The 17,550-nt window shown below is 68.0% G+C and carries 29 protein-coding genes and 1 pseudogene; 1 reads left to right on the forward strand and 29 read right to left on the reverse strand.

The window, feature by feature from the left end:
- Nucleotides 1-29: 29 nt before the first annotated feature.
- The 26 genes from rpmJ to rpsJ form a co-directional block, all read right to left on the reverse strand.
- Nucleotides 30-143, reverse strand: a complete 114-nt coding sequence (gene rpmJ, locus AB0E19_RS22450) for a 50S ribosomal protein L36 (RefSeq protein WP_003956441.1) — start codon at nucleotides 141-143, stop codon at nucleotides 30-32.
- A 63-nt stretch (nucleotides 144-206) separates the two neighbouring features.
- Nucleotides 207-428: a translation initiation factor IF-1 gene (infA, locus tag AB0E19_RS22455; RefSeq protein ID WP_003956442.1), complete on the reverse strand. Its 222-nt coding sequence runs from the start codon at nucleotides 426-428 to the stop codon at nucleotides 207-209.
- Nucleotides 429-589: 161 nt separating this feature from the next.
- Nucleotides 590-1,441: a type I methionyl aminopeptidase gene (map, locus tag AB0E19_RS22460; protein ID WP_189948229.1), complete on the reverse strand. Its 852-nt coding sequence runs from the start codon at nucleotides 1,439-1,441 to the stop codon at nucleotides 590-592.
- A 97-nt stretch (nucleotides 1,442-1,538) separates the two neighbouring features.
- Entirely contained in the window at nucleotides 1,539-2,186 is a 648-nt protein-coding gene (locus AB0E19_RS22465; RefSeq protein ID WP_362182904.1) for an adenylate kinase, read from the reverse strand.
- Nucleotides 2,186-3,505: a preprotein translocase subunit SecY gene (secY, locus tag AB0E19_RS22470; protein ID WP_362182907.1), complete on the reverse strand. Its 1,320-nt coding sequence runs from the start codon at nucleotides 3,503-3,505 to the stop codon at nucleotides 2,186-2,188. The genes AB0E19_RS22465 and secY overlap by 1 nt, the downstream gene beginning before the upstream one ends.
- Nucleotides 3,506-3,721: 216 nt before the next feature.
- The gene (gene rplO / locus AB0E19_RS22475) at nucleotides 3,722-4,177 is read right to left on the reverse strand and encodes a 50S ribosomal protein L15 (protein WP_169088488.1); all 456 of its coding nucleotides are present in this window, start codon (nucleotides 4,175-4,177) and stop codon (nucleotides 3,722-3,724) included.
- A 2-nt stretch (nucleotides 4,178-4,179) separates the two neighbouring features.
- Nucleotides 4,180-4,362 (reverse strand): 50S ribosomal protein L30, encoded by a 183-nt coding sequence (gene rpmD / locus AB0E19_RS22480; protein ID WP_005313525.1) that lies wholly within the window; start codon nucleotides 4,360-4,362, stop codon nucleotides 4,180-4,182.
- The gene (gene rpsE / locus AB0E19_RS22485) at nucleotides 4,362-4,967 is read right to left on the reverse strand and encodes a 30S ribosomal protein S5 (protein WP_030201551.1); all 606 of its coding nucleotides are present in this window, start codon (nucleotides 4,965-4,967) and stop codon (nucleotides 4,362-4,364) included. Before rpsE ends, rpmD begins: the two co-directional genes overlap by 1 nt.
- Nucleotides 4,968-5,012: 45 nt before the next feature.
- Nucleotides 5,013-5,396: a 50S ribosomal protein L18 gene (gene rplR / locus AB0E19_RS22490; protein WP_362182913.1), complete on the reverse strand. Its 384-nt coding sequence runs from the start codon at nucleotides 5,394-5,396 to the stop codon at nucleotides 5,013-5,015.
- Nucleotides 5,397-5,399: 3 nt separating this feature from the next.
- Complete coding sequence (gene rplF / locus AB0E19_RS22495; protein WP_362182916.1) at nucleotides 5,400-5,939, reverse strand: 50S ribosomal protein L6; 540 nt, start codon at nucleotides 5,937-5,939, stop codon at nucleotides 5,400-5,402.
- Nucleotides 5,940-5,959: 20 nt separating this feature from the next.
- Nucleotides 5,960-6,358: a 30S ribosomal protein S8 gene (rpsH, locus tag AB0E19_RS22500; protein WP_030759363.1), complete on the reverse strand. Its 399-nt coding sequence runs from the start codon at nucleotides 6,356-6,358 to the stop codon at nucleotides 5,960-5,962.
- A gap of 223 nt (nucleotides 6,359-6,581) precedes the next feature.
- Nucleotides 6,582-6,767, reverse strand: coding sequence for a type Z 30S ribosomal protein S14 (locus AB0E19_RS22505; RefSeq protein ID WP_003956452.1), 186 nt, complete (start codon nucleotides 6,765-6,767; stop codon nucleotides 6,582-6,584).
- Between the two features lie 5 nt (nucleotides 6,768-6,772).
- Nucleotides 6,773-7,330 carry a 50S ribosomal protein L5 gene (gene rplE / locus AB0E19_RS22510; RefSeq protein ID WP_362182963.1) on the reverse strand — a complete coding sequence of 186 codons (558 nt, stop codon included), beginning with the start codon at nucleotides 7,328-7,330 and terminating at the stop codon, nucleotides 6,773-6,775.
- Nucleotides 7,327-7,638: a 50S ribosomal protein L24 gene (gene rplX / locus AB0E19_RS22515; RefSeq protein ID WP_043230276.1), complete on the reverse strand. Its 312-nt coding sequence runs from the start codon at nucleotides 7,636-7,638 to the stop codon at nucleotides 7,327-7,329. Before rplX ends, rplE begins: the two co-directional genes overlap by 4 nt.
- 2 nt (nucleotides 7,639-7,640) lie before the next feature.
- A complete protein-coding gene (gene rplN / locus AB0E19_RS22520) occupies nucleotides 7,641-8,009 on the reverse strand; it encodes a 50S ribosomal protein L14 (protein WP_003956455.1) in 369 nt (122 codons plus the stop codon).
- A 101-nt stretch (nucleotides 8,010-8,110) separates the two neighbouring features.
- The gene (gene rpsQ / locus AB0E19_RS22525; protein ID WP_024755411.1) at nucleotides 8,111-8,392 is read right to left on the reverse strand and encodes a 30S ribosomal protein S17; all 282 of its coding nucleotides are present in this window, start codon (nucleotides 8,390-8,392) and stop codon (nucleotides 8,111-8,113) included.
- Nucleotides 8,392-8,616: a 50S ribosomal protein L29 gene (gene rpmC, locus AB0E19_RS22530; RefSeq protein ID WP_030494258.1), complete on the reverse strand. Its 225-nt coding sequence runs from the start codon at nucleotides 8,614-8,616 to the stop codon at nucleotides 8,392-8,394. Before rpmC ends, rpsQ begins: the two co-directional genes overlap by 1 nt.
- The gene (rplP, locus tag AB0E19_RS22535; protein ID WP_030494257.1) at nucleotides 8,616-9,035 is read right to left on the reverse strand and encodes a 50S ribosomal protein L16; all 420 of its coding nucleotides are present in this window, start codon (nucleotides 9,033-9,035) and stop codon (nucleotides 8,616-8,618) included. Before rplP ends, rpmC begins: the two co-directional genes overlap by 1 nt.
- A gap of 5 nt (nucleotides 9,036-9,040) precedes the next feature.
- Complete coding sequence (rpsC, locus tag AB0E19_RS22540) at nucleotides 9,041-9,871, reverse strand: 30S ribosomal protein S3 (RefSeq protein ID WP_030759375.1); 831 nt, start codon at nucleotides 9,869-9,871, stop codon at nucleotides 9,041-9,043.
- A complete protein-coding gene (rplV, locus tag AB0E19_RS22545; protein WP_030359020.1) occupies nucleotides 9,871-10,218 on the reverse strand; it encodes a 50S ribosomal protein L22 in 348 nt (115 codons plus the stop codon). Before rplV ends, rpsC begins: the two co-directional genes overlap by 1 nt.
- Before the next feature lie 44 nt (nucleotides 10,219-10,262).
- Nucleotides 10,263-10,544 carry a 30S ribosomal protein S19 gene (gene rpsS, locus AB0E19_RS22550; protein WP_030759378.1) on the reverse strand — a complete coding sequence of 94 codons (282 nt, stop codon included), beginning with the start codon at nucleotides 10,542-10,544 and terminating at the stop codon, nucleotides 10,263-10,265.
- Between the two features lie 12 nt (nucleotides 10,545-10,556).
- Nucleotides 10,557-11,393, reverse strand: coding sequence for a 50S ribosomal protein L2 (gene rplB / locus AB0E19_RS22555; protein ID WP_132912402.1), 837 nt, complete (start codon nucleotides 11,391-11,393; stop codon nucleotides 10,557-10,559).
- A 39-nt stretch (nucleotides 11,394-11,432) separates the two neighbouring features.
- A complete protein-coding gene (rplW, locus tag AB0E19_RS22560; protein WP_030759382.1) occupies nucleotides 11,433-11,750 on the reverse strand; it encodes a 50S ribosomal protein L23 in 318 nt (105 codons plus the stop codon).
- Nucleotides 11,750-12,400, reverse strand: a complete 651-nt coding sequence (rplD, locus tag AB0E19_RS22565; protein WP_362182926.1) for a 50S ribosomal protein L4 — start codon at nucleotides 12,398-12,400, stop codon at nucleotides 11,750-11,752. Before rplD ends, rplW begins: the two co-directional genes overlap by 1 nt.
- A 4-nt stretch (nucleotides 12,401-12,404) precedes the next feature.
- Nucleotides 12,405-13,049 (reverse strand): 50S ribosomal protein L3, encoded by a 645-nt coding sequence (rplC, locus tag AB0E19_RS22570; RefSeq protein ID WP_043230269.1) that lies wholly within the window; start codon nucleotides 13,047-13,049, stop codon nucleotides 12,405-12,407.
- 13 nt (nucleotides 13,050-13,062) lie between these two features.
- Nucleotides 13,063-13,371, reverse strand: coding sequence for a 30S ribosomal protein S10 (gene rpsJ / locus AB0E19_RS22575; protein ID WP_003948644.1), 309 nt, complete (start codon nucleotides 13,369-13,371; stop codon nucleotides 13,063-13,065).
- Nucleotides 13,372-13,865: 494 nt separating this feature from the next.
- Here rpsJ and AB0E19_RS22580 point away from each other — a divergent pair, with 494 nt between their 5' ends.
- Nucleotides 13,866-14,780 (forward strand): hypothetical protein, encoded by a 915-nt coding sequence (locus tag AB0E19_RS22580; protein WP_362182930.1) that lies wholly within the window; start codon nucleotides 13,866-13,868, stop codon nucleotides 14,778-14,780.
- 12 nt (nucleotides 14,781-14,792) lie between these two features.
- On the opposite strand, the gene AB0E19_RS22585 is transcribed toward AB0E19_RS22580, so the two are convergent.
- The 3 genes and pseudogenes from AB0E19_RS22585 to AB0E19_RS22595 all read right to left on the reverse strand — a co-directional run.
- Nucleotides 14,793-16,022: a DUF6596 domain-containing protein gene (locus tag AB0E19_RS22585; RefSeq protein ID WP_362182966.1), complete on the reverse strand. Its 1,230-nt coding sequence runs from the start codon at nucleotides 16,020-16,022 to the stop codon at nucleotides 14,793-14,795.
- A gap of 161 nt (nucleotides 16,023-16,183) precedes the next feature.
- Complete coding sequence (locus AB0E19_RS22590; protein ID WP_362182933.1) at nucleotides 16,184-16,546, reverse strand: YciI family protein; 363 nt, start codon at nucleotides 16,544-16,546, stop codon at nucleotides 16,184-16,186.
- A gap of 125 nt (nucleotides 16,547-16,671) precedes the next feature.
- A pseudogene (locus tag AB0E19_RS22595) lies at nucleotides 16,672-17,550 on the reverse strand (glutamate dehydrogenase); the annotation flags it as partial.

Here is a 17,550-nt window from a genome sequence, read left to right on the forward strand (position 1 = left end):
CTGCGAAGTTGCAGGTCGGTCGGCGTGCGTCAGCCCTGGCGCTGCTTGTGGCGCAGGTTGTCGCAGATGACCATGACCCGGCCGTGACGGCGGATCACCTTGCACTTGTCGCAGATCTTCTTGACGCTCGGCTTGACCTTCATGGGATGTGAGGTTCTCCGGGTCAGTGCCACCACCCGCGCACGGAGGCGGGGTGCGGGCAAGATCTACTTGTACCGGTAGACGATCCGGCCACGCGTCAGGTCGTACGGAGACAGCTCCACGACGACCCGGTCGTCCGGGAGGATTCGGATGTAGTGCATCCGCATCTTGCCGGAGATGTGCGCGAGGACCTTGTGACCGTTCTGGAGCTCCACCTTGAACATGGCGTTCGGCAGGGACTCGATCACGGTGCCCTCGATCTCGATGGCACCTTGCTTCTTGGCCACGCTTCGCCCTTCGAATCGGCTACCTTGATCGACTCTCACTCCCCGGTGCGGACACACGGGTACACGAGAGCCGACGCATCAGTCTACGCCAGGCCCCTGGAAAAGACGAATCCGGGGAGCCTGCCCAGCACTGAAGATCGTTACGCCGGCGGGGACAGGCCCTACGCCAGCGGGTCCGGCGCCGCCGTGACGCCCAGTTCCGCCAGCTTGGCCTTGCCGCCGTCGACGGCGGTCAGGACCAGAGGGCCCTCCTCGGTGAGGGCGACGCTGTGCTCCCAGTGGGAGGACCAGGTGCCGTCGGTGGAGACGACCGTCCAGTCGTCCGCCAGGACCTCGGTGTGCGGGGTGCCGAGGGAGACCATCGGCTCGATCGCCAGGCAGAGGCCGGGGACCAGCTTCGGGCCCTTGCCGCGCTTGCGGGAGACGTAGTTCAGCAGGTGCGGGTCCATGTGCATCTCGGTGCCGATGCCGTGGCCGCCGTAGTCCTCGACGATGCCGTACTTCCCGAGGCTGTGGTCGCCCACGGCCGGCCGCGGCTGGCGCTTGATGTACGACTCGATCGCCTTGGAGATGTCGACCAGGCGCCCGCCCACCCGCATCGCCGCGATGCCGGCCCACATCGACTCCTCGGTCACCCGGGAGAGCTCGATCAGCTCCGGGGCGTGACCGGTGCCGACGAAGGCGGTGTACGCCGCGTCGCCGTGCCAGCCGTCGACGATCGCGCCGGCGTCGATCGAGATGATGTCGCCGTCCTTGAGGACGGTCTTCTCGTCGGGGATGCCGTGGACCACGACCTCGTTGACCGAGGTGCAGATGGTCGCGGGGAAGCCGCCGTACCCGAGGAAGTTCGACTTCGCCCCGTGGTCGGCGATGACCTTGCGGGCGACCTCGTCCAGGTCCTTCGTCGTGGCGCCCGGCACGGCCGCCTCGCGCGTCGCCGCGTGGATGGCGGCGACGACCAGCCCCGCCTCACGCATCTTCGCGATCTGCTCCGGGGTCTTGATCTGCACCATCGTCGGCGGGGCCTTTCCATCGAATACGGGGAACAGAACAACGATACGGCCGCGGCGCCCGTCAGGGGCACCGCGGCCGTATCGCGTGAGCGTGGGGTTACTTCTTCAGCGCGCCCATCGCGCGCGCCGTGACCTCGTCCACCTTGCCGAGCGCCGAGATCGTGACGACCAGGTTCTGCGCCCGGTAGTAGTCGATGATCGGCTCGGTCTGCGTGTGGTAGACCTCCAGGCGGGTGCGGACGGTCTCCTCGGAGTCGTCCGCGCGCTGGTAGAGCTCGCCACCGCAGGTGTCGCAGACGCCCGCGGTCTCGGGGGCGTTGTACACGACGTGGAAGACGTGCGAGGAGTCGTTGCGGCAGATGCGGCGACCCGCGATCCGCTTCACGACCTCGTCCTCGGGGACCTCGAGGTCCAGAACCGCGTCCAGCTGCATGCCGTCCGCCTTGAGGGCGACATCCAGGGCCTCGGCCTGAGCCACGTTGCGCGGGAACCCGTCGAGCAGGAAGCCGTTCGCGGCGTCCGCCTGCTGCATGCGGTCCTGGGCCATCCCGATGGTCACCTCGTCCGGGACGAGCTCGCCCCGGTCCATGTAACCCTTCGCCTTCAGGCCCAGCTCCGTGCCCTGCGAGATGTTCGCACGGAAGAGGTCACCCGTGGAGATGTGGGGAATGGCCAGGTTCTTGGCAAGGAACGCAGCCTGCGTTCCCTTGCCGGCCCCGGGCGGTCCGACGAGGACGATTCGCATCAGCGGAGGAACCCTTCGTAATTGCGCTGCTGGAGCTGGCTCTCGATCTGCTTCACGGTCTCCAGCCCGACACCCACGATGATGAGGATGCTCGTCCCACCGAAGGGGAAGTTGGCATTGGCACCGCCGAAGCCTGCCAACGCCATCGTCGGCACAAGAGCGATCAGACCCAAGTACAGCGAGCCCGGCCAAGTGATCCGGTTGAGCACGTAGCTCAGGTACTCGGCAGTAGGTCGACCAGCCCGGATACCCGGGATGAAGCCACCATACTTCTTCATGTTGTCCGCGACTTCCTCGGGGTTGAACGAGATCGCCACGTAGAAGAAGGCGAAGAACACGATCAGGAGGAAGTACGTCGCGATGTAGTAGGGGTGGTCACCCTTGACGAAGTGGGCTTCGATCCAGGTCTTCCAGCCCGCGGTGGAGTTGGAGAACTGCGCGATCAGCGCCGGGATGTAGAGCAGCGACGAGGCGAAGATGACAGGAATCACACCTGCCTGGTTCACCTTCAACGGGATGTAAGTGGACGTACCGCCGTACGACCTGCGGCCGATCATGCGCTTCGCGTACTGCACCGGGATGCGGCGCTGTGCCTGCTCGACGAAGACCACGAGGGCCACCATCACGAAGCCGATGAGGATGACGGTGCCGAACTCGATCCAGCCCTGGGCGAGCTTGCCGCTCTCCTTGATGGCCCACAGGGCGCCCGGGAAGCCGGCGGCGATCGAGATGAACATCAGGATCGACATGCCGTTGCCGATGCCGCGGTCGGTGATGAGCTCACCGAGCCACATGACGATGGCGGTGCCCGCGGTCATGGTGATGACCATGGTGGCGATGGTGAAGATCGACGGGTCCGGGACGACCTGGTCGGCGACGTTGCAGCCGCTGAAGAGGGCGCCGCTCTTGGCGGTGGCCACGAGGCCCGTGCCCTGGAGGATCGCGAGCGCGATCGTCAGGTAGCGGGTGTACTGCGTGATCTTCGCCGTACCGCTCTGGCCCTCCTTCTTGAGGGCTTCGAGACGCGGGATCACGACGGTGAGCAGCTGCAGGATGATGCTCGCCGTGATGTACGGCATGATGCCGAGCGCGAAGATGGTGATCTGCAGCAGTGCGCCGCCACTGAACATGTTCACCAGGCCGAACAGGCTGTTGTTGCCCTCGCTCGCCTGGTCCACGCACATCTGGACGGCCTCGTAGCTGACGCCGGGGACGGGGATGTGGGCCCCGAGGCGGTACAGCACGATGATCGCCAGCGTGAAGAGCAGCTTCTTGCGCAGGTCGGGCGTCTTGAACGCCCGGGCGAAGCCGGTGAGCACGGTGCCTCCTGCGACCCCCGCGCTATGCGTCAGAGGTGACGGTTTTGTGATTCGACAATGACTGGGTGGATCAGTCCCGACCCCTGCGGTCTATACCGCATGAGCATGGACGGTGCACGCCACCTTACCGGCGACCATGCCCCCCTAGGAACGACCAACCGGGGATGCCCCTTTTGGGAGGCATCCCCGGTCGGATGTTCAGGCCATCGAGTCGTCTCAGACGAGCTCGGTGACGGTGCCGCCGGCGGCGGCGATCTTCTCCTTGGCGGAGCCGGAGACGGCGTCGACCGTCACCTGCAGCGCCACGGAGACCTCGCCCTGGCCCAGGACCTTGACGAGCTGGTTCTTACGAACGGCACCCTTGGCGACCAGATCGGCCACCGTGACCTCGCCACCCTGCGGGTAGAGCGCGGCCAGCTTGTCCAGGTTCACGACCTGGTACTCGGTGCGGAACGGGTTCTTGAAGCCCTTGAGCTTCGGGAGGCGCATGTGGAGGGGCATCTGGCCACCCTCGAAGCGCTCCGGAACCTGGTAACGGGCCTTCGTGCCCTTGGTACCACGACCGGCCGTCTTACCCTTCGACGCCTCACCACGACCCACACGGGTCTTGGCGGTCTTGGCGCCCGGGGCGGGACGGAGGTTGTGGATCTTGAGCGGGTTGTTCTCCGCCATGATCAGTCGACCTCCTCAACCGTCACGAGGTGGCGGACGGTGTGCACCATTCCGCGGAACTCGGGGCGGTCCTCCTTGACGACCACGTCGTTCAGGCGCTTGAGCCCGAGCGAACGCAGCGTGTCGCGGTGGTTCTGCTTGCTACCGATGTACGACTTCGTCTGCGTGATCTTGAGGCGAGCCATTACGCACCCGCTCCCGCACGCGCACGGAGCAGAGCCGCGGGGGCGACGTCCTCGAGCGGCAGACCACGGCGAGCCGCGATCTCCTCGGGACGCTGCAGGCCCTTCAGGGCCTCCACGGTCGCGTGCACGATGTTGATCGCGTTGTCGGAGCCGAGCGACTTCGACAGGATGTCGTGAACGCCGGCGCACTCGAGAACGGCGCGCACCGGGCCACCGGCGATCACACCGGTACCGGGGGAAGCCGGCTTGAGCAGGACGACGCCCGCAGCCTTCTCGCCCTGGATCGGGTGGGGGATGGTGCCCTGGATACGGGGGACCTTGAAGAAGTGCTTCTTGGCCTCCTCAACACCCTTGGCGATGGCGGCCGGCACCTCCTTGGCCTTGCCGTAACCGACACCCACGGTGCCGTCACCGTCACCCACCACGACGAGCGCGGTGAAGCTGAAGCGACGACCACCCTTGACAACCTTGGCGACGCGGTTGATCGCGACTACGCGCTCAACGTACGCGGTCTTCTCGGCGGCGGCAGCGCCACCGTCGCGGCCCTTCCGGTCCCGCCGCTCGCCGCCACCGGCACCGCTGCCGCGGCGCTGGGGTCCAGCCATTGGAATACCTCTCTCTGTTACGTCCGTTAGTCCCGGAACCGGGGCTTAGAACTTCAGCCCGGCTTCGCGGGCGGCGTCAGCCAGAGCGGCAATGCGCCCGGCGTACCTGTTGCCACCACGGTCGAACACGACGGCCTCGACACCGGCGGCCTTGGCGCGCTCGGCGACCAGGGCGCCGACCTGCTGGGCCTGCGAGGACTTGGAGCCCTCGCCGCCGCGGACGGAGGCGTCCAGGTGGGACGCCGACGCCACGGTGTGGCCCTTCAGGTCATCGATGACCTGCGCGGTGATACCGCGGTTCGAACGCGTCACGACGAGGCGCGGACGCTCCGCCGTACCCGACACGTGCTTGCGGATGCGCAGGTGACGGCGCGCCTTCGCAGCGCGCTTGTAAGCGTCGCCCTTGGCGATCTTGACACCGTATGCCATGGCTTACTTACCAGCCTTTCCGACCTTGCGGCGGATGACCTCGCCCGCGTACTTGACGCCCTTGGCCTTGTACGGGTCGGGCTTCCGCAGCTTGCGGATGTTCGCGGCGACCTCGCCGACCTTCTGCTTGTCGATGCCCTCGACCGAGAACTTGGTCGGCGACTCGACCTTGAACGAGATGCCCTCGGGCGCCTCGATCAGGATCGGGTGGCTGTAGCCGAGCTGGAACTCCAGGCCGGAGCCCTTCGCGGCCACGCGGTAACCGACACCGCTGATCTCGAGCGCCTTGACGTACCCCGTGGTCACACCGGTGATCATGTTGGCCACCAGCGTGCGGGACAGGCCGTGGAGGGCCTTGTTCTGACGCTCGTCGTTCGGACGGGTGACGTTCAGAACGCCGTCCTCGCCCTTAACGATCTCGATCGGCGCGGCGACGGTGTGGCTCAGGGTGCCCTTGGAACCCTTCACCGTGACCGTGCGGCCCTCGATGGTGACGTCCACGCCGGCGGGAACCGTGATGGGGAGCTTGCCGATTCGCGACATTGCTATTCCTCCGTTCCCGACTACCAGACGTAGGCGAGGACTTCCCCACCCACGCCCTTCTTCTGCGCCTGCTGGCCGGTCAGGAGACCGTGGGACGTGGAGATGATCGCCACGCCCAGGCCGCCGAGGACCTTCGGCAGGTTGGTGGACTTCGCGTAAACCCGGAGGCCCGGCTTCGAGATCCGCTTGATGCCCGCGATGGAGCGCTCACGGTTCGGACCGAACTTGAGGTCGACGACGAGGTTCTTGCCGACCTCGGCGTCCTCGACCTTCCAGCCCGTGATGAAGCCCTCCTGCTGGAGGATTTCCGCGATGTGAGACTTGATCTTGCTGTGCGGCATCGTCACGGTGTCGTGGTACGCCGAGTTCGCGTTACGCAGACGCGTGAGCATGTCTGCGATCGGATCAGTCATGGTCATGAATTGGCCTTCGGCCTCTCTCGCCGGGGTTTCCTGGTGCACCATCCCTCTCCCCGATCCGAGACGGGGCGGGTGCGGTGCGGTGGACCTACGGCGTAGTAAGTCGTAAGGGCGGCGGACGCCCAACCCCACTAGCCTAAGCCATGCGGGGGTGGGAGTCCGCCATCCCAATGCCTACCGAGAGACTCCGGTCATTCACCAACGCCCAGAGGGCGAAGGGGAATTACCAGGAGCTCTTGGTCACGCCCGGCAGCTCGCCACGGTGAGCCATCTCACGAAGGCACACGCGGCAGAGGCCGAACTTGCGGTACACGGAGTGGGGGCGGCCGCAGCGCTGGCAGCGCGTGTACGCACGCACACCGAACTTGGGCTTGCGGGCAGCCTTCGCGATGAGAGCCTTCTTCGCCATCTCGCTTACGCCTCCTTGAACGGGAAGCCGAGGTGACGGAGAAGCGCGCGGCCCTCGTCGTCGTTGGTCGCCGTGGTGACCACGGTGATGTCCATACCCCGGGTACGGTCGATCTTGTCCTGGTCGATCTCGTGGAACATGACCTGCTCCGTGAGACCGAAGGTGTAGTTGCCACGGCCGTCGAACTGCTTCGGGGACAGGCCGCGGAAGTCGCGGATGCGCGGCAGCGCGAGCGACAGGGTGCGGTCCAGGAACTCCCACATGCGGTCGCCACGGAGCGTGACGTGCGCACCGATCGGCTGACCCTCACGCAGCTTGAACTGCGCGATGGACTTGCGGGCCTTGGTGACGGCCGGCTTCTGACCGGTGATCGTGGTGAGGTCGCGGATGGCGCCCTCGATCAGCTTCGAGTCACGGGCGGCGTCGCCGACACCCATGTTGACCACGATCTTGACGAGGCCGGGGATCTGCATGACGTTCTCGTAGGAGAACTCCTCACGCAGCTTGCCCGCGATCTCCTCGCGGTACTTCGTCTTGAGACGCGGAGTGGTGGTAGCCATCAGATGTCCTCACCCGTCCGCTTGGCAACGCGGATCTTGTTGCCCTCGTCGTCGAAGCGGAAACCGACACGCGTGACGACCTTCTTGCCGTCCTTCTCCACGACCAGCTGGACGTTGGAGACGTGGACCGGCGCCTCGGTGGTCACGATGCCGCCGGCCTGGTTGGGGCCGGCCTTCGTGTGCTTCTTGACCCGGTTGACACCCTCGACCAGGACACGGGAGTCGGCGGGGTAGGCCGCGATGACCTTGCCCTGCTTGCCCTTGTCCTTGCCGGTGATGACCTGGACCAGGTCGCCCTTCTTGATCTTCATGCTTACAGCACCTCCGGCGCGAGCGAGATGATCTTCATGAACTTCTTCTCGCGCAGCTCACGGCCGACCGGGCCGAAGATACGGGTGCCACGAGGGTCGCCGTCGTTCTTGAGAATGACAGCGGCGTTCTCGTCGAAGCGGATGTACGAGCCGTCCTGGCGGCGGCGCTCCTTGACGGTGCGAACGATGACCGCCTTGACGACGTCACCCTTCTTCACGTTGCCACCGGGGATCGCGTCCTTGACGGTGGCGACGATGACGTCACCGATGCCCGCGTAGCGGCGACCCGAGCCACCGAGAACACGGATGCAAAGGATCTCCTTGGCACCAGTGTTGTCGGCGACGCGAAGTCGCGACTCCTGCTGGATCACGTCTATCTCCTGATTGTCTGCCGGTTCCCGGCGGGGGCCGCTGGTCAGCGACCCCCGCCGAGCCTGGCGGAACTGTTCCTAGGGGGTCCCCCTAGGAGGGATTACTTGGCCTTCTCGAGGATCTCGACGACGCGCCAGTGCTTCGTCGACGACAGCTTCCGGGTCTCCATCAGGAGGACGCGGTCGCCGATGCCGGCAGCGTTCTGCTCGTCGTGAGCCTTGAGCTTGTTCGTACGGCGGATGACCTTGCCGTACAGCGCGTGCTTCACGCGGTCCTCGACGGCGACGACGACGGTCTTGTCCATCTTGTCGCTGACGACCAGGCCCTCGCGGACCTTGCGAGCGTTGCGCTCGGTCTTCTCAGTCACGTTGCTCTCGCTCATCAGGCGTTCTCCACCGTCTCAATGCCGAGCTCACGCTCTCGCATGAGGGTGTAGATCCGGGCGATGTCCTTACGGACCGCCCGAAGACGGCCGTGGTTCTCGAGCTGGCCCGTCGCCGCCTGGAAGCGGAGGTTGAACAGCTCTTCCTTGGCCTCGCGGAGCTTGGCGACAAGCTCCTCGTTGCCCAGCTCGCGCAGCTCGGACGCCTTGGTACCGGCCGACATCACAGCTCACCTGCCTCGCGCTTAACGATCTTGCACTTCATCGGCAGCTTGTGAGCCGCACGAGTCAGAGCCTCACGCGCGATCTTCTCGTTCGGGTAGGACAGCTCGAACATCACCCGACCGGGCTTGACGTTCGCGATCCACCACTCCGGCGAACCCTTACCGGAACCCATGCGGGTCTCGGCAGGCTTCTTCGTGAGCGGGCGGTCCGGGTAGATGTTGATCCAGACCTTGCCGCCACGCTTGATGTGGCGGGTCATCGCGATACGCGCGGCCTCGATCTGGCGGTTGGTCACGTAGGCCGGGGTGAGGGCCTGAATGCCGTACTCGCCGAACGCAACCTGCGTGCCACCCTTGGACATGCCATTGCGCTTCGGGTGGTGCTGCTTGCGGTGCTTGACCCTACGGGGGATCAGCATTTCGGTCAGGCCTCCGTTCCGGTGCTCTCAGCAGCCGGAGCGGCGGCGGCCTCGGCCTTGGGGGCCTCGGCAGCGGGAGCCTGCTGCGGCTTGCGACCGCGACCGCCACGCTCGCCACCGCGGCCACCGCGGCCGGCCGGGCGGTCAGCGCCGCCACGGGCCGGGCGGTTGCCCGCACGGGCAGCAGCGTTCTCGGCGCGGACCTCGGCGATGTTCTTGACGTCGCCCTTGTAGATCCAGACCTTCACGCCGATGCGGCCGAAGGTCGTCTTGGCCTCGAAGAAGCCGTACTCGACGTTCGCGCGGAGCGTGTGCAGCGGCACACGACCCTCGCGGTAGAACTCCGAGCGGGACATCTCGGCGCCGCCGAGACGGCCACCACACTGGATCTTGATGCCCTTGGCGCCGGCCTTCATGGCGGACTGCATGCTCTTGCGCATGGCCCGACGGAAGGAGACGCGGGAGGAGAGCTGCTCGGCGACGGCCTGGGCCACGAGCTGAGCGTCGACCTCGGGGTTCTTGACCTCGAGGATGTTCAGCTGGACCTGCTTGCCGGTCAGCTTCTCCAGCTGGCCGCGGATCTTGTCGGCCTCGGCGCCACGGCGACCGATGACAATGCCCGGGCGAGCGGTGTGGATGTCCACGCGGACGCGGTCGCGGGTGCGCTCGATCTCAACCTTCGAGATGCCGGCGCGCTCCATGCCGGACGTCAGCATCCGACGGATGGCGACGTCTTCCTTGACGTAGTCCTTGTACAGCTTGTCGGCGTACCAGCGGGACTTGAAGTCCGTGGTGATGCCGAGCCGGAACCCATGCGGGTTAACCTTCTGGCCCATTACCGGGTTCCTTCCTTGCTGCTGACGACCACGGTGATGTGGCTGGTCCGCTTGCGGATCCGGTAGGCACGGCCCTGGGCGCGCGGACGGAACCGCTTCAGGGTCGGACCCTCGTCGACGAACGCCTCGCTGATGAACAGCGAAGAGGCGTCCGTGTGGTCGTAGTTGTGCGCGGCGTTGGCGATGGCGCTGTCGAGCACCTTGCCGACCGGCACGGAGGCTGCCTGCGGGGCGAATCGCAGAACAGCCTGAGCCTCCGTGGCATCCATGCCACGGATAAGGTCCACCACGCGGCGGGCCTTCATGGGCGTAACGCGGATGTACCGCGCCTGGGCCCTGGCTTCCATGGTTGTCCCTCTCAGTTACTTACGTGTCTGAATGCGATCCGCTGCTAGCGGCGCTTCGACTTCCGGTCTTCCTTGACGTGACCCCGGAAGGTGCGCGTCGGCGAGAACTCGCCGAGCTTGTGCCCGACCATCGACTCGGTGACGAACACCGGGACGTGGGTCTTGCCGTTGTGCACCGCGATCGTGTGCCCGAGCATCGCCGGGATGATCATGGAGCGACGGGACCAGGTCTTGATGACGTTCTTGGTACCGGCCTCGTTCTGAGCGTCCACCTTCTTGATGAGGTGGCCGTCGACGAAGGGTCCCTTCTTGAGACTGCGCGGCATCTAAACCCGCTCCTAGCGCTTCTTGTTCGTCTTGCGGCGGCGGACGATGTACTTGTTCGAAGCCTTCTTCGGCGAACGAGTACGACCCTCCTTCTGACCCCACGGGGAGACCGGGTGGCGACCACCGGAGGTCTTGCCCTCACCACCACCGTGCGGGTGGTCAACCGGGTTCATCGCCACACCGCGAACGGTCGGGCGGACGCCCAGCCAGCGCTTGCGGCCGGCCTTGCCCCAGTTGATGTTCGACTGCTCGGCGTTGCCGACCTCGCCGATCGTGGCGCGGCAGCGGGCGTCGACAAGACGGATCTCGCCGGACGGCATGCGGAGGTGGGCCATGGTGCCCTCCTTCGCCAGCAGCTGCACGGAGGCACCCGCGGAGCGGGCGAACTTGGCGCCACCGCCGGGACGGAGCTCGATCGCGTGGATCGTGGTACCGACCGGGATGTTGCGGAGGGCCAGGTTGTTGCCGGGCTTGATGTCGGCCGTGGGGCCGTTCTCCACCCGGTCACCCTGCGCGAGGCCGCGCGGGGCGATGATGTAGCGCTTCTCGCCGTCCGCGTAGTGCAGCAGCGCGATGCGAGCGGTGCGGTTGGGGTCGTACTCGATGTGAGCGACCTTGGCCGGCACGCCGTCCTTGTCGTGACGACGGAAGTCGATCACGCGGTAGGCGCGCTTGTGGCCACCGCCCTGGTGACGGACGGTCACACGACCGGTGTTGTTACGGCCGCCCTTGCTGTGCAGGGGGCGGACCAGCGACTTCTCCGGCGTGGACCGCGTGATCTCGACGAAGTCGGCTACGGAGGAGCCACGACGGCCCGGCGTAGTCGGCTTGTACTTGCGGATACCCATTTCTCAGTCCTCGTCCGATATCGGACGACTCGACCGCCGTCAGGCGGTCGGGCCGCCGAAGATGTCGATTCGGTTGCCCTCAGCAAGGGTCACGATGGCGCGCTTGGTGTTGGCGCGCTTGCCGAAACCGGTGCGGGTGCGCTTGCGCTTGCCCTGGCGGTTGATCGTGTTGACCCCGGTGACCTTGACCGAGAAGACCGCCTCGACGGCCTGCTTGATCTGGGTCTTGTTGGAGCCGGGCGCGACGATGAACGTGTACTTGTTCTCGTCGAGCAGGGCGTAGCTCTTCTCGGAGACGACCGGCTTGACGAGGACGTCGCGCGGGTCCGTGAAGGTCTTGCTGGTGATCTCGGCCATCAGGCTTCGTTCCCCTCGTTGTCGTCGGCCTTGGGGCCAGACACGAAGGACTCGAGGGCGGCCTGGGTGAAGACCACGTCGTCGGATCGCATCACGTCGTACGTGTTCAGCTGGCCCGGCTCCAGGATGTGCACCTGGGGCAGGTTGCGGGCGGACAGCCACGCGGCCTCGTCGGCACGCTCGACGACCAGGAGCAGGTTCTTGCGCTCCGAGATCTTGCCGAACAGCGTCTTGGCGGCCTTGGTGGAGACGCCACCCTCGACCACGCCGGTGACGACGTGGATGCGGGAGTGGTTCGCCCGGTCGGAGAGGGCACCGCGGAGGGCGGCGGCCTTCATCTTCTTCGGGGTCCGCTGCGAGTAGTCACGCGGCACGGGACCGTGCACGACGCCACCACCGGCGAACTGCGGGGCGCGGGTCGAACCCTGACGGGCGCGGCCGGTGCCCTTCTGGCGGTAAGGCTTCTTGCCACCACCGCGGACCTCGCCACGCGTCTTGGTCTTGTGGGTGCCCTGGCGGGCAGCCGCAAGCTGCGCGACGACGACCTGGTGGATCAGCGGGACGCTGATCTTGGCGTCGAAGATCTCGGCCGGGAGCTCGACGGTCCCGGTCTTGTCGCCGGAGGGCGACAGAATGTCAATGGTGCTCATATCCTCAGGCCCCCTTGGCCGCGGTGCGGACCAGGACGAGGCCGCCGTTCGGACCAGGAACCGCACCCTTGATCAGGAGCAGGCCCTTCTCCGCGTCAACGGCGTGAACGGTCAGGTTCTGGGTGGTCACGCGCTCGTTGCCCATGCGGCCGGCCATGCGCATGCCCTTGAAGACGCGGCCCGGGGTGGCGCAGCCACCGATCGAACCGGGCTTGCGGTGCACGCGGTGGGCACCGTGGGAGGCCTTGCCACCACGGAAGTTGTGGCGCTTCATGACACCGGCGAAGCCCTTGCCCTTGCTCTTGCCGGTCACGTCGACCTTGATGCCCGCCTCGAAGACCTCGGCGGTGATCTCCTGGCCGAGGGTGTACTCGCTGGCGTCAGCGGTACGCAGCTCGACGAGGTGACGGCGCGGGGTGACGTCGGCCTTGGCGAAGTGGCCCTTGAGGGGCTTGTTCACCTTGCGCGGGTCGATCTCGCCGAAGGCGATCTGGACCGACTCGTAGCCGTCGACGTCGTTCGTACGCACCTGGGTCACGACATTGGGGCCGGCCTTGACGACGGTCACCGGGACGACCCGGTTGTTCTCGTCCCAGACCTGCGTCATGCCGAGCTTCTCGCCCAGGATGCCCTTGATGTTCTTAGCCATCTCGCGCGTCACCTCAGAGCTTGATCTCGATGTCGACGCCAGCCGGGAGGTCGAGACGCATCAGCGAGTCAACCGTCTTCGGCGTGGGGTCGAGGATGTCGATGAGGCGCTTGTGCGTGCGCATCTCGAAGTGCTCGCGCGAGTCCTTGTACTTGTGCGGCGACTTGATGACGCAGTACACGTTCTTCTCAGTGGGCAGCGGCACCGGGCCCGCGACCGACGCACCAGTGCGGGTCACCGTCTCGACGATCTTCTTCGCCGAGGAGTCGATGACCTCGTGGTCGTAGGCCTTGAGCCGGATGCGGATCTTCTGTCCCGCCATGGCTACTTCGTAGTCCTGTCTCTTTGTTAACGCTCTGGAACCCGGTCGGTTCGCGTTCTTCCTCCGACCCACGCGGTCGGGCGTGTCGCACTCCCTCTACGAAGAAGTCCCGAAGGATTTCCCAACCAAGGGGGTGCGGGCCGAAGACCGCGGTACGGGGGTGAACACCCACCGGGCGCCTGGCTGGTACCCCGCTGACACTTCCCGGAAGATTCCCGTACGTCCGCTCCTGATCAGGGGCGACGAGTACTGTGGGACTCGCTTCCGGTCCTCCCGGCGGGAGGCGCGCAGCATCGGCACTCAACCGAGCAACCCCGCTAGTCTGCCATACGGCCCCTGCGGGCCGCCAATCGGGGTCCAAGACTGTACCCCACGTCACGTACGGGTACACGCAGGGGGCGCGCGGGGCCTTGAACGCGCCGACTTCACCCTCCGGGGTGGTCATATCCCGAAGGCATATTCCGAACCTGGTCGTCGGTCCTACGTTGCCGCCCATGGTCACTTCATCCCGTGAAGCGTTCCACCGGATCTTCCAGGACCGGCCGGAGCTTCTGACGCCCGTCTTCCGGGTGCTGGGCCTCCATCTGCCGCCGGAAGCCGCCGTCGAGGTGCTGACGCCGGACACGACGGAGCCGCGGCCGCTGGAACGCCGCGTGGACAGCGTGCTGCGGATCAGCCCCTCCGAAGGGCCCGCCTTCCTCCTCGCCGTCGAGGCACACGGGCGGCGCGATCCCGACAAGGCGTCGAGCTGGACCTACGACCTCGCGTTCCTGAGCGCCACGTACGGCATGCCCGCCGTACTGCTGGTCGTCTGCCAGGACCGGGCGACCGCCCGGTGGGCCGCCGGGCCGCTCCTGACCGGCATCGAGGGCTGGGCGGCGTTGCGCACGCACCCGCTGGTCCTCGGGCCGGACAACGTGCCCGTCATCACCGACCCGGACGAGGCCGGGCGGAACCTCGCCCTGGCGGCCTTCTCCGCCATGACCCACGGCCGCGGCCAGGACTCCCCCGCACTGCTGGAGGCACTGGCACGAGCCCTGTCGACGGCCGAGCCCGACTCGGTCGCGTACTACTCGGAACTGCTGGAGATCGGCCTGGGCGACACCCCGGCCAGGCACACCTGGAGGCACCTGATGCGGACCGTGGGCACCTTCTTCCCCGGACGGGGCACCCTCGTCGAGGAGACGTATCTGAAGGGCAAGGCGGAGGGCAAGGCCGAGGGCGAGGCCGAGGGGCGGGCGGAAGGTCTCGCCGAGGCCGTCCTCCGTGTCCTCCGGGCGCGCGGGATCGACGTCCCCGAGGACGTCGCCGCGCGGGTCACCGCCTGCTCCGACCCCGCGCGGCTGGATCTCCTCCTCGACCGGGCCGTCGTCGTCACCGTCGCCGAGGACGTCTTCGTGGCCGAATAGGCGGTACACCCCTCAGCCGAGCCGCCGGGCGCGCTCCGTGAGGTGCCGGCGCTCCGGGGCGCTCGTCGTGCGGCGGGCCGCCTCGCGGTAGGCCTCGGCGGCCGTCGCGGTGTCGCCCGTCAGCTCCAGCAGGTGGGCCCGGGTGGCGAGGAGCCGGTGGTGGCGGGCGAGGCGCTTGTCGGCGGCGAGGGTGTCGAGGAGGGCGAGCCCGGCCCCGGGGCCTTGGACCATGGCGACGGCGACGGCCCGGTTCAAGGTGACCATGGGGTTCGGGGCCGCGTGCTCAAGGAGGTCGTACAGGGCGAGGATCTGCGGCCAGTCGGTCGCGTCCGCGGACTCCGCCTCGTCGTGGACGGCCGCGATCGCCGCCTGCAGCTGGTACGGGCCCACCCTGCCGCGCGGAAGGGTGCGGCTGATCAGGGCGACGCCCTCCGCGACCAGGGCCGCGTCCCAGCGCGTGCGGTCCTGCTCGGCCAGCGGGACGAGCTCGCCGTGCCGGCCCGTACGGGCGGGGCGGCGGGCGTCCGTGAGCAGCATCAGCGACAGCAGGCCGGCCGTCTCGGTGTCGTCCGGGACGAGCCGGTGCAGCAGCCGCGCGAGGCGGATCGCCTCCGTCGACAGCTCGGGCGCGGTCAGCTCCTCGCCGGCGCTCGCCGTGTACCCCTCGTTGAAGACGAGGTAGAGCACGTGCCGGACCTCGGCGAGGCGGGCGGTGCGGTCCTCGCCCTCGGGCAGCGCGAGCGCGTCGCCCGCGGCGCGGACGGTCTGCTTGGCGCGGCTGATCCGCTGCGCCATCGTCGCCTCCGGCACCAGGAACGCGGCGGCGATCTGCGCGGTGGTGAGGCCGCCGACCGCGCGCAGGGTGAGCGCGATCCGGCTGGGCGGCGACAGGTCCCGGTGGCAGCAGAGGAAGAGCAGCGCGAGCGAGTCGTCCGCGGCCTCCTCCCCCGCCTCGTCGGCGGCGGGCGCGAGCAGCTCGGCCGCCGGGGTGGCCAGGGCCACGGTGTCCTCGCGCCGCCGACGGGCGGCCTCGCTGCGCACCTGGTCGACGTACTTGCGGTGGGCGACGGTGAGCAGCCAGGACCCCGGCCGCTCGGGCACCCCCTGCTCCGGCCACTGCCGCGCCGCCGCGATCAGCGCCTCCTGCACGGCGTCCTCACACCCGTAGAAGTCCCCGTGCCGCCGCACGAGCACCCCGAGCACCCCCGGCGCACACGCCCGCAGCACCTCCTCGACCCGCACCCGCTCCCCGCCCGAGCCCTCGCCCCCGGCCACGGCCCGCGTGGGGCCCACGGCCGACGGGTCCGCCCCGGACGGTTCCCCGTCCGCCGGGCGGTGGGCGCGGTCCCCGGCGACGGGCTCGTCGCCGGGGGTGGTGGGGGCCGGGGGGTCGGGGTGGGGGCTCACATGTCCGCCGCGGACTCGTGGAGGACCGGCCAGAGTTCGACCGGGTCGGTGTCGGCGAAGGGCATGTCGGCGGCGATCGCCTGGGCGCGCTCCAGGGAGTCGCAGTCGAGGAGGTAGAAGCTGGCCAGGTACTCCTTGGTCTCCAGGTACGGGCCGTCGGTGACGGTGGGGGTGCCGGACTCGCGGCGCACCAGCATCGCGGCGGCCGCGTCGGCGAGGCCGTAGGCGCCGAGGAGTTCGCCGGTCTCGCGGTACCGGCGGTTGAAGGCCTCCTGGCGGGCGATCGCCTCGGGCCAGGCCTCGGCCGGGAACGCGTCCCACTTGGCCTGGTTGCCGTAGATCATCGCGACGTACTTCATCCCGGGTGTCCTCCCCGTCCCCGCGCGCCCCTGCGGCGCGCTGTCACCCTACGGTCGGAGCCGCCGCGGCGGTCTCGACATCGCCCGGCGGGATCTTCGGAAAAAAGATCCCGCCGGGCGCGGGGTCAGATGACGCCCTGCGCGAGCATCGCGTCCGCGACCCGCTCGAAGCCCGCGATGTTGGCGCCCGTGACGTAGTCGCCGGGGGTGCCGTACCGGTCGGCGGTCTCGACGCACGTGCGGTGGATGTCCGTCATGACGCCCGCCAGCTCCTCCTCGACGCGGGCCGCGGACCACGACGTACGGGAGTGGTTCTGGGCCATCTCCAGGGCGCTGACCGCGACCCCGCCCGCGTTGGCCGCCTTGCCGGGGCCGAAGGCGACGCCGGCCTGCTGGAGGAGGTGGACGGCCTCGGCGGTGGTGGGCATGTTGGCGCCCTCGGCGACGGCCTTGACGCCGTTGCGGACGAGGGCCACCGCGTCGGTCTCGTCGAGTTCGTTCTGGGTGGCGGAGGGGAGGGCCACGTCCGCGGGGACCTCCCAGACGCGGCCGCCCGGCACGTAGCGCGCGGAGGCGCCGCGCCGCTCGGCGTAGTCGGCGACCCGGCCGCGCTCGACCTCCTTGATCTGCTTCAGCAGGGCCAGGTCGATGCCCTTGTCGTCGTAGACGTACCCGCTGGAGTCGGAGCAGGTCACCGGGTTCGCGCCGAGCGCGAGGAGCTTCTCGATCGTGTACAGGGCGACGTTGCCGGAGCCGGAGACGACCGCGGTCCGGCCCTCCAGGTCCTCCCCGCGCTCGCGCAGCATCGCCGCGGCGAAGAGCACGCTGCCGTACCCCGTGGCCTCCGGCCGGATCGCGGAGCCGCCCCAGCCGGTGCCCTTGCCGGTGAGGACGCCGGCCTCCCAGCGGTTGGTGATGCGGCGGTACTGGCCGAAGAGGTAGCCGATCTCGCGGCCGCCGACGCCGATGTCGCCCGCGGGGACGTCGGTGTGCTCGCCGAGGTG

It is taken from the genome of Streptomyces sp. NPDC047974, from assembly GCF_040653375.1.
Classification (GTDB): domain Bacteria; phylum Actinomycetota; class Actinomycetes; order Streptomycetales; family Streptomycetaceae; genus Streptomyces.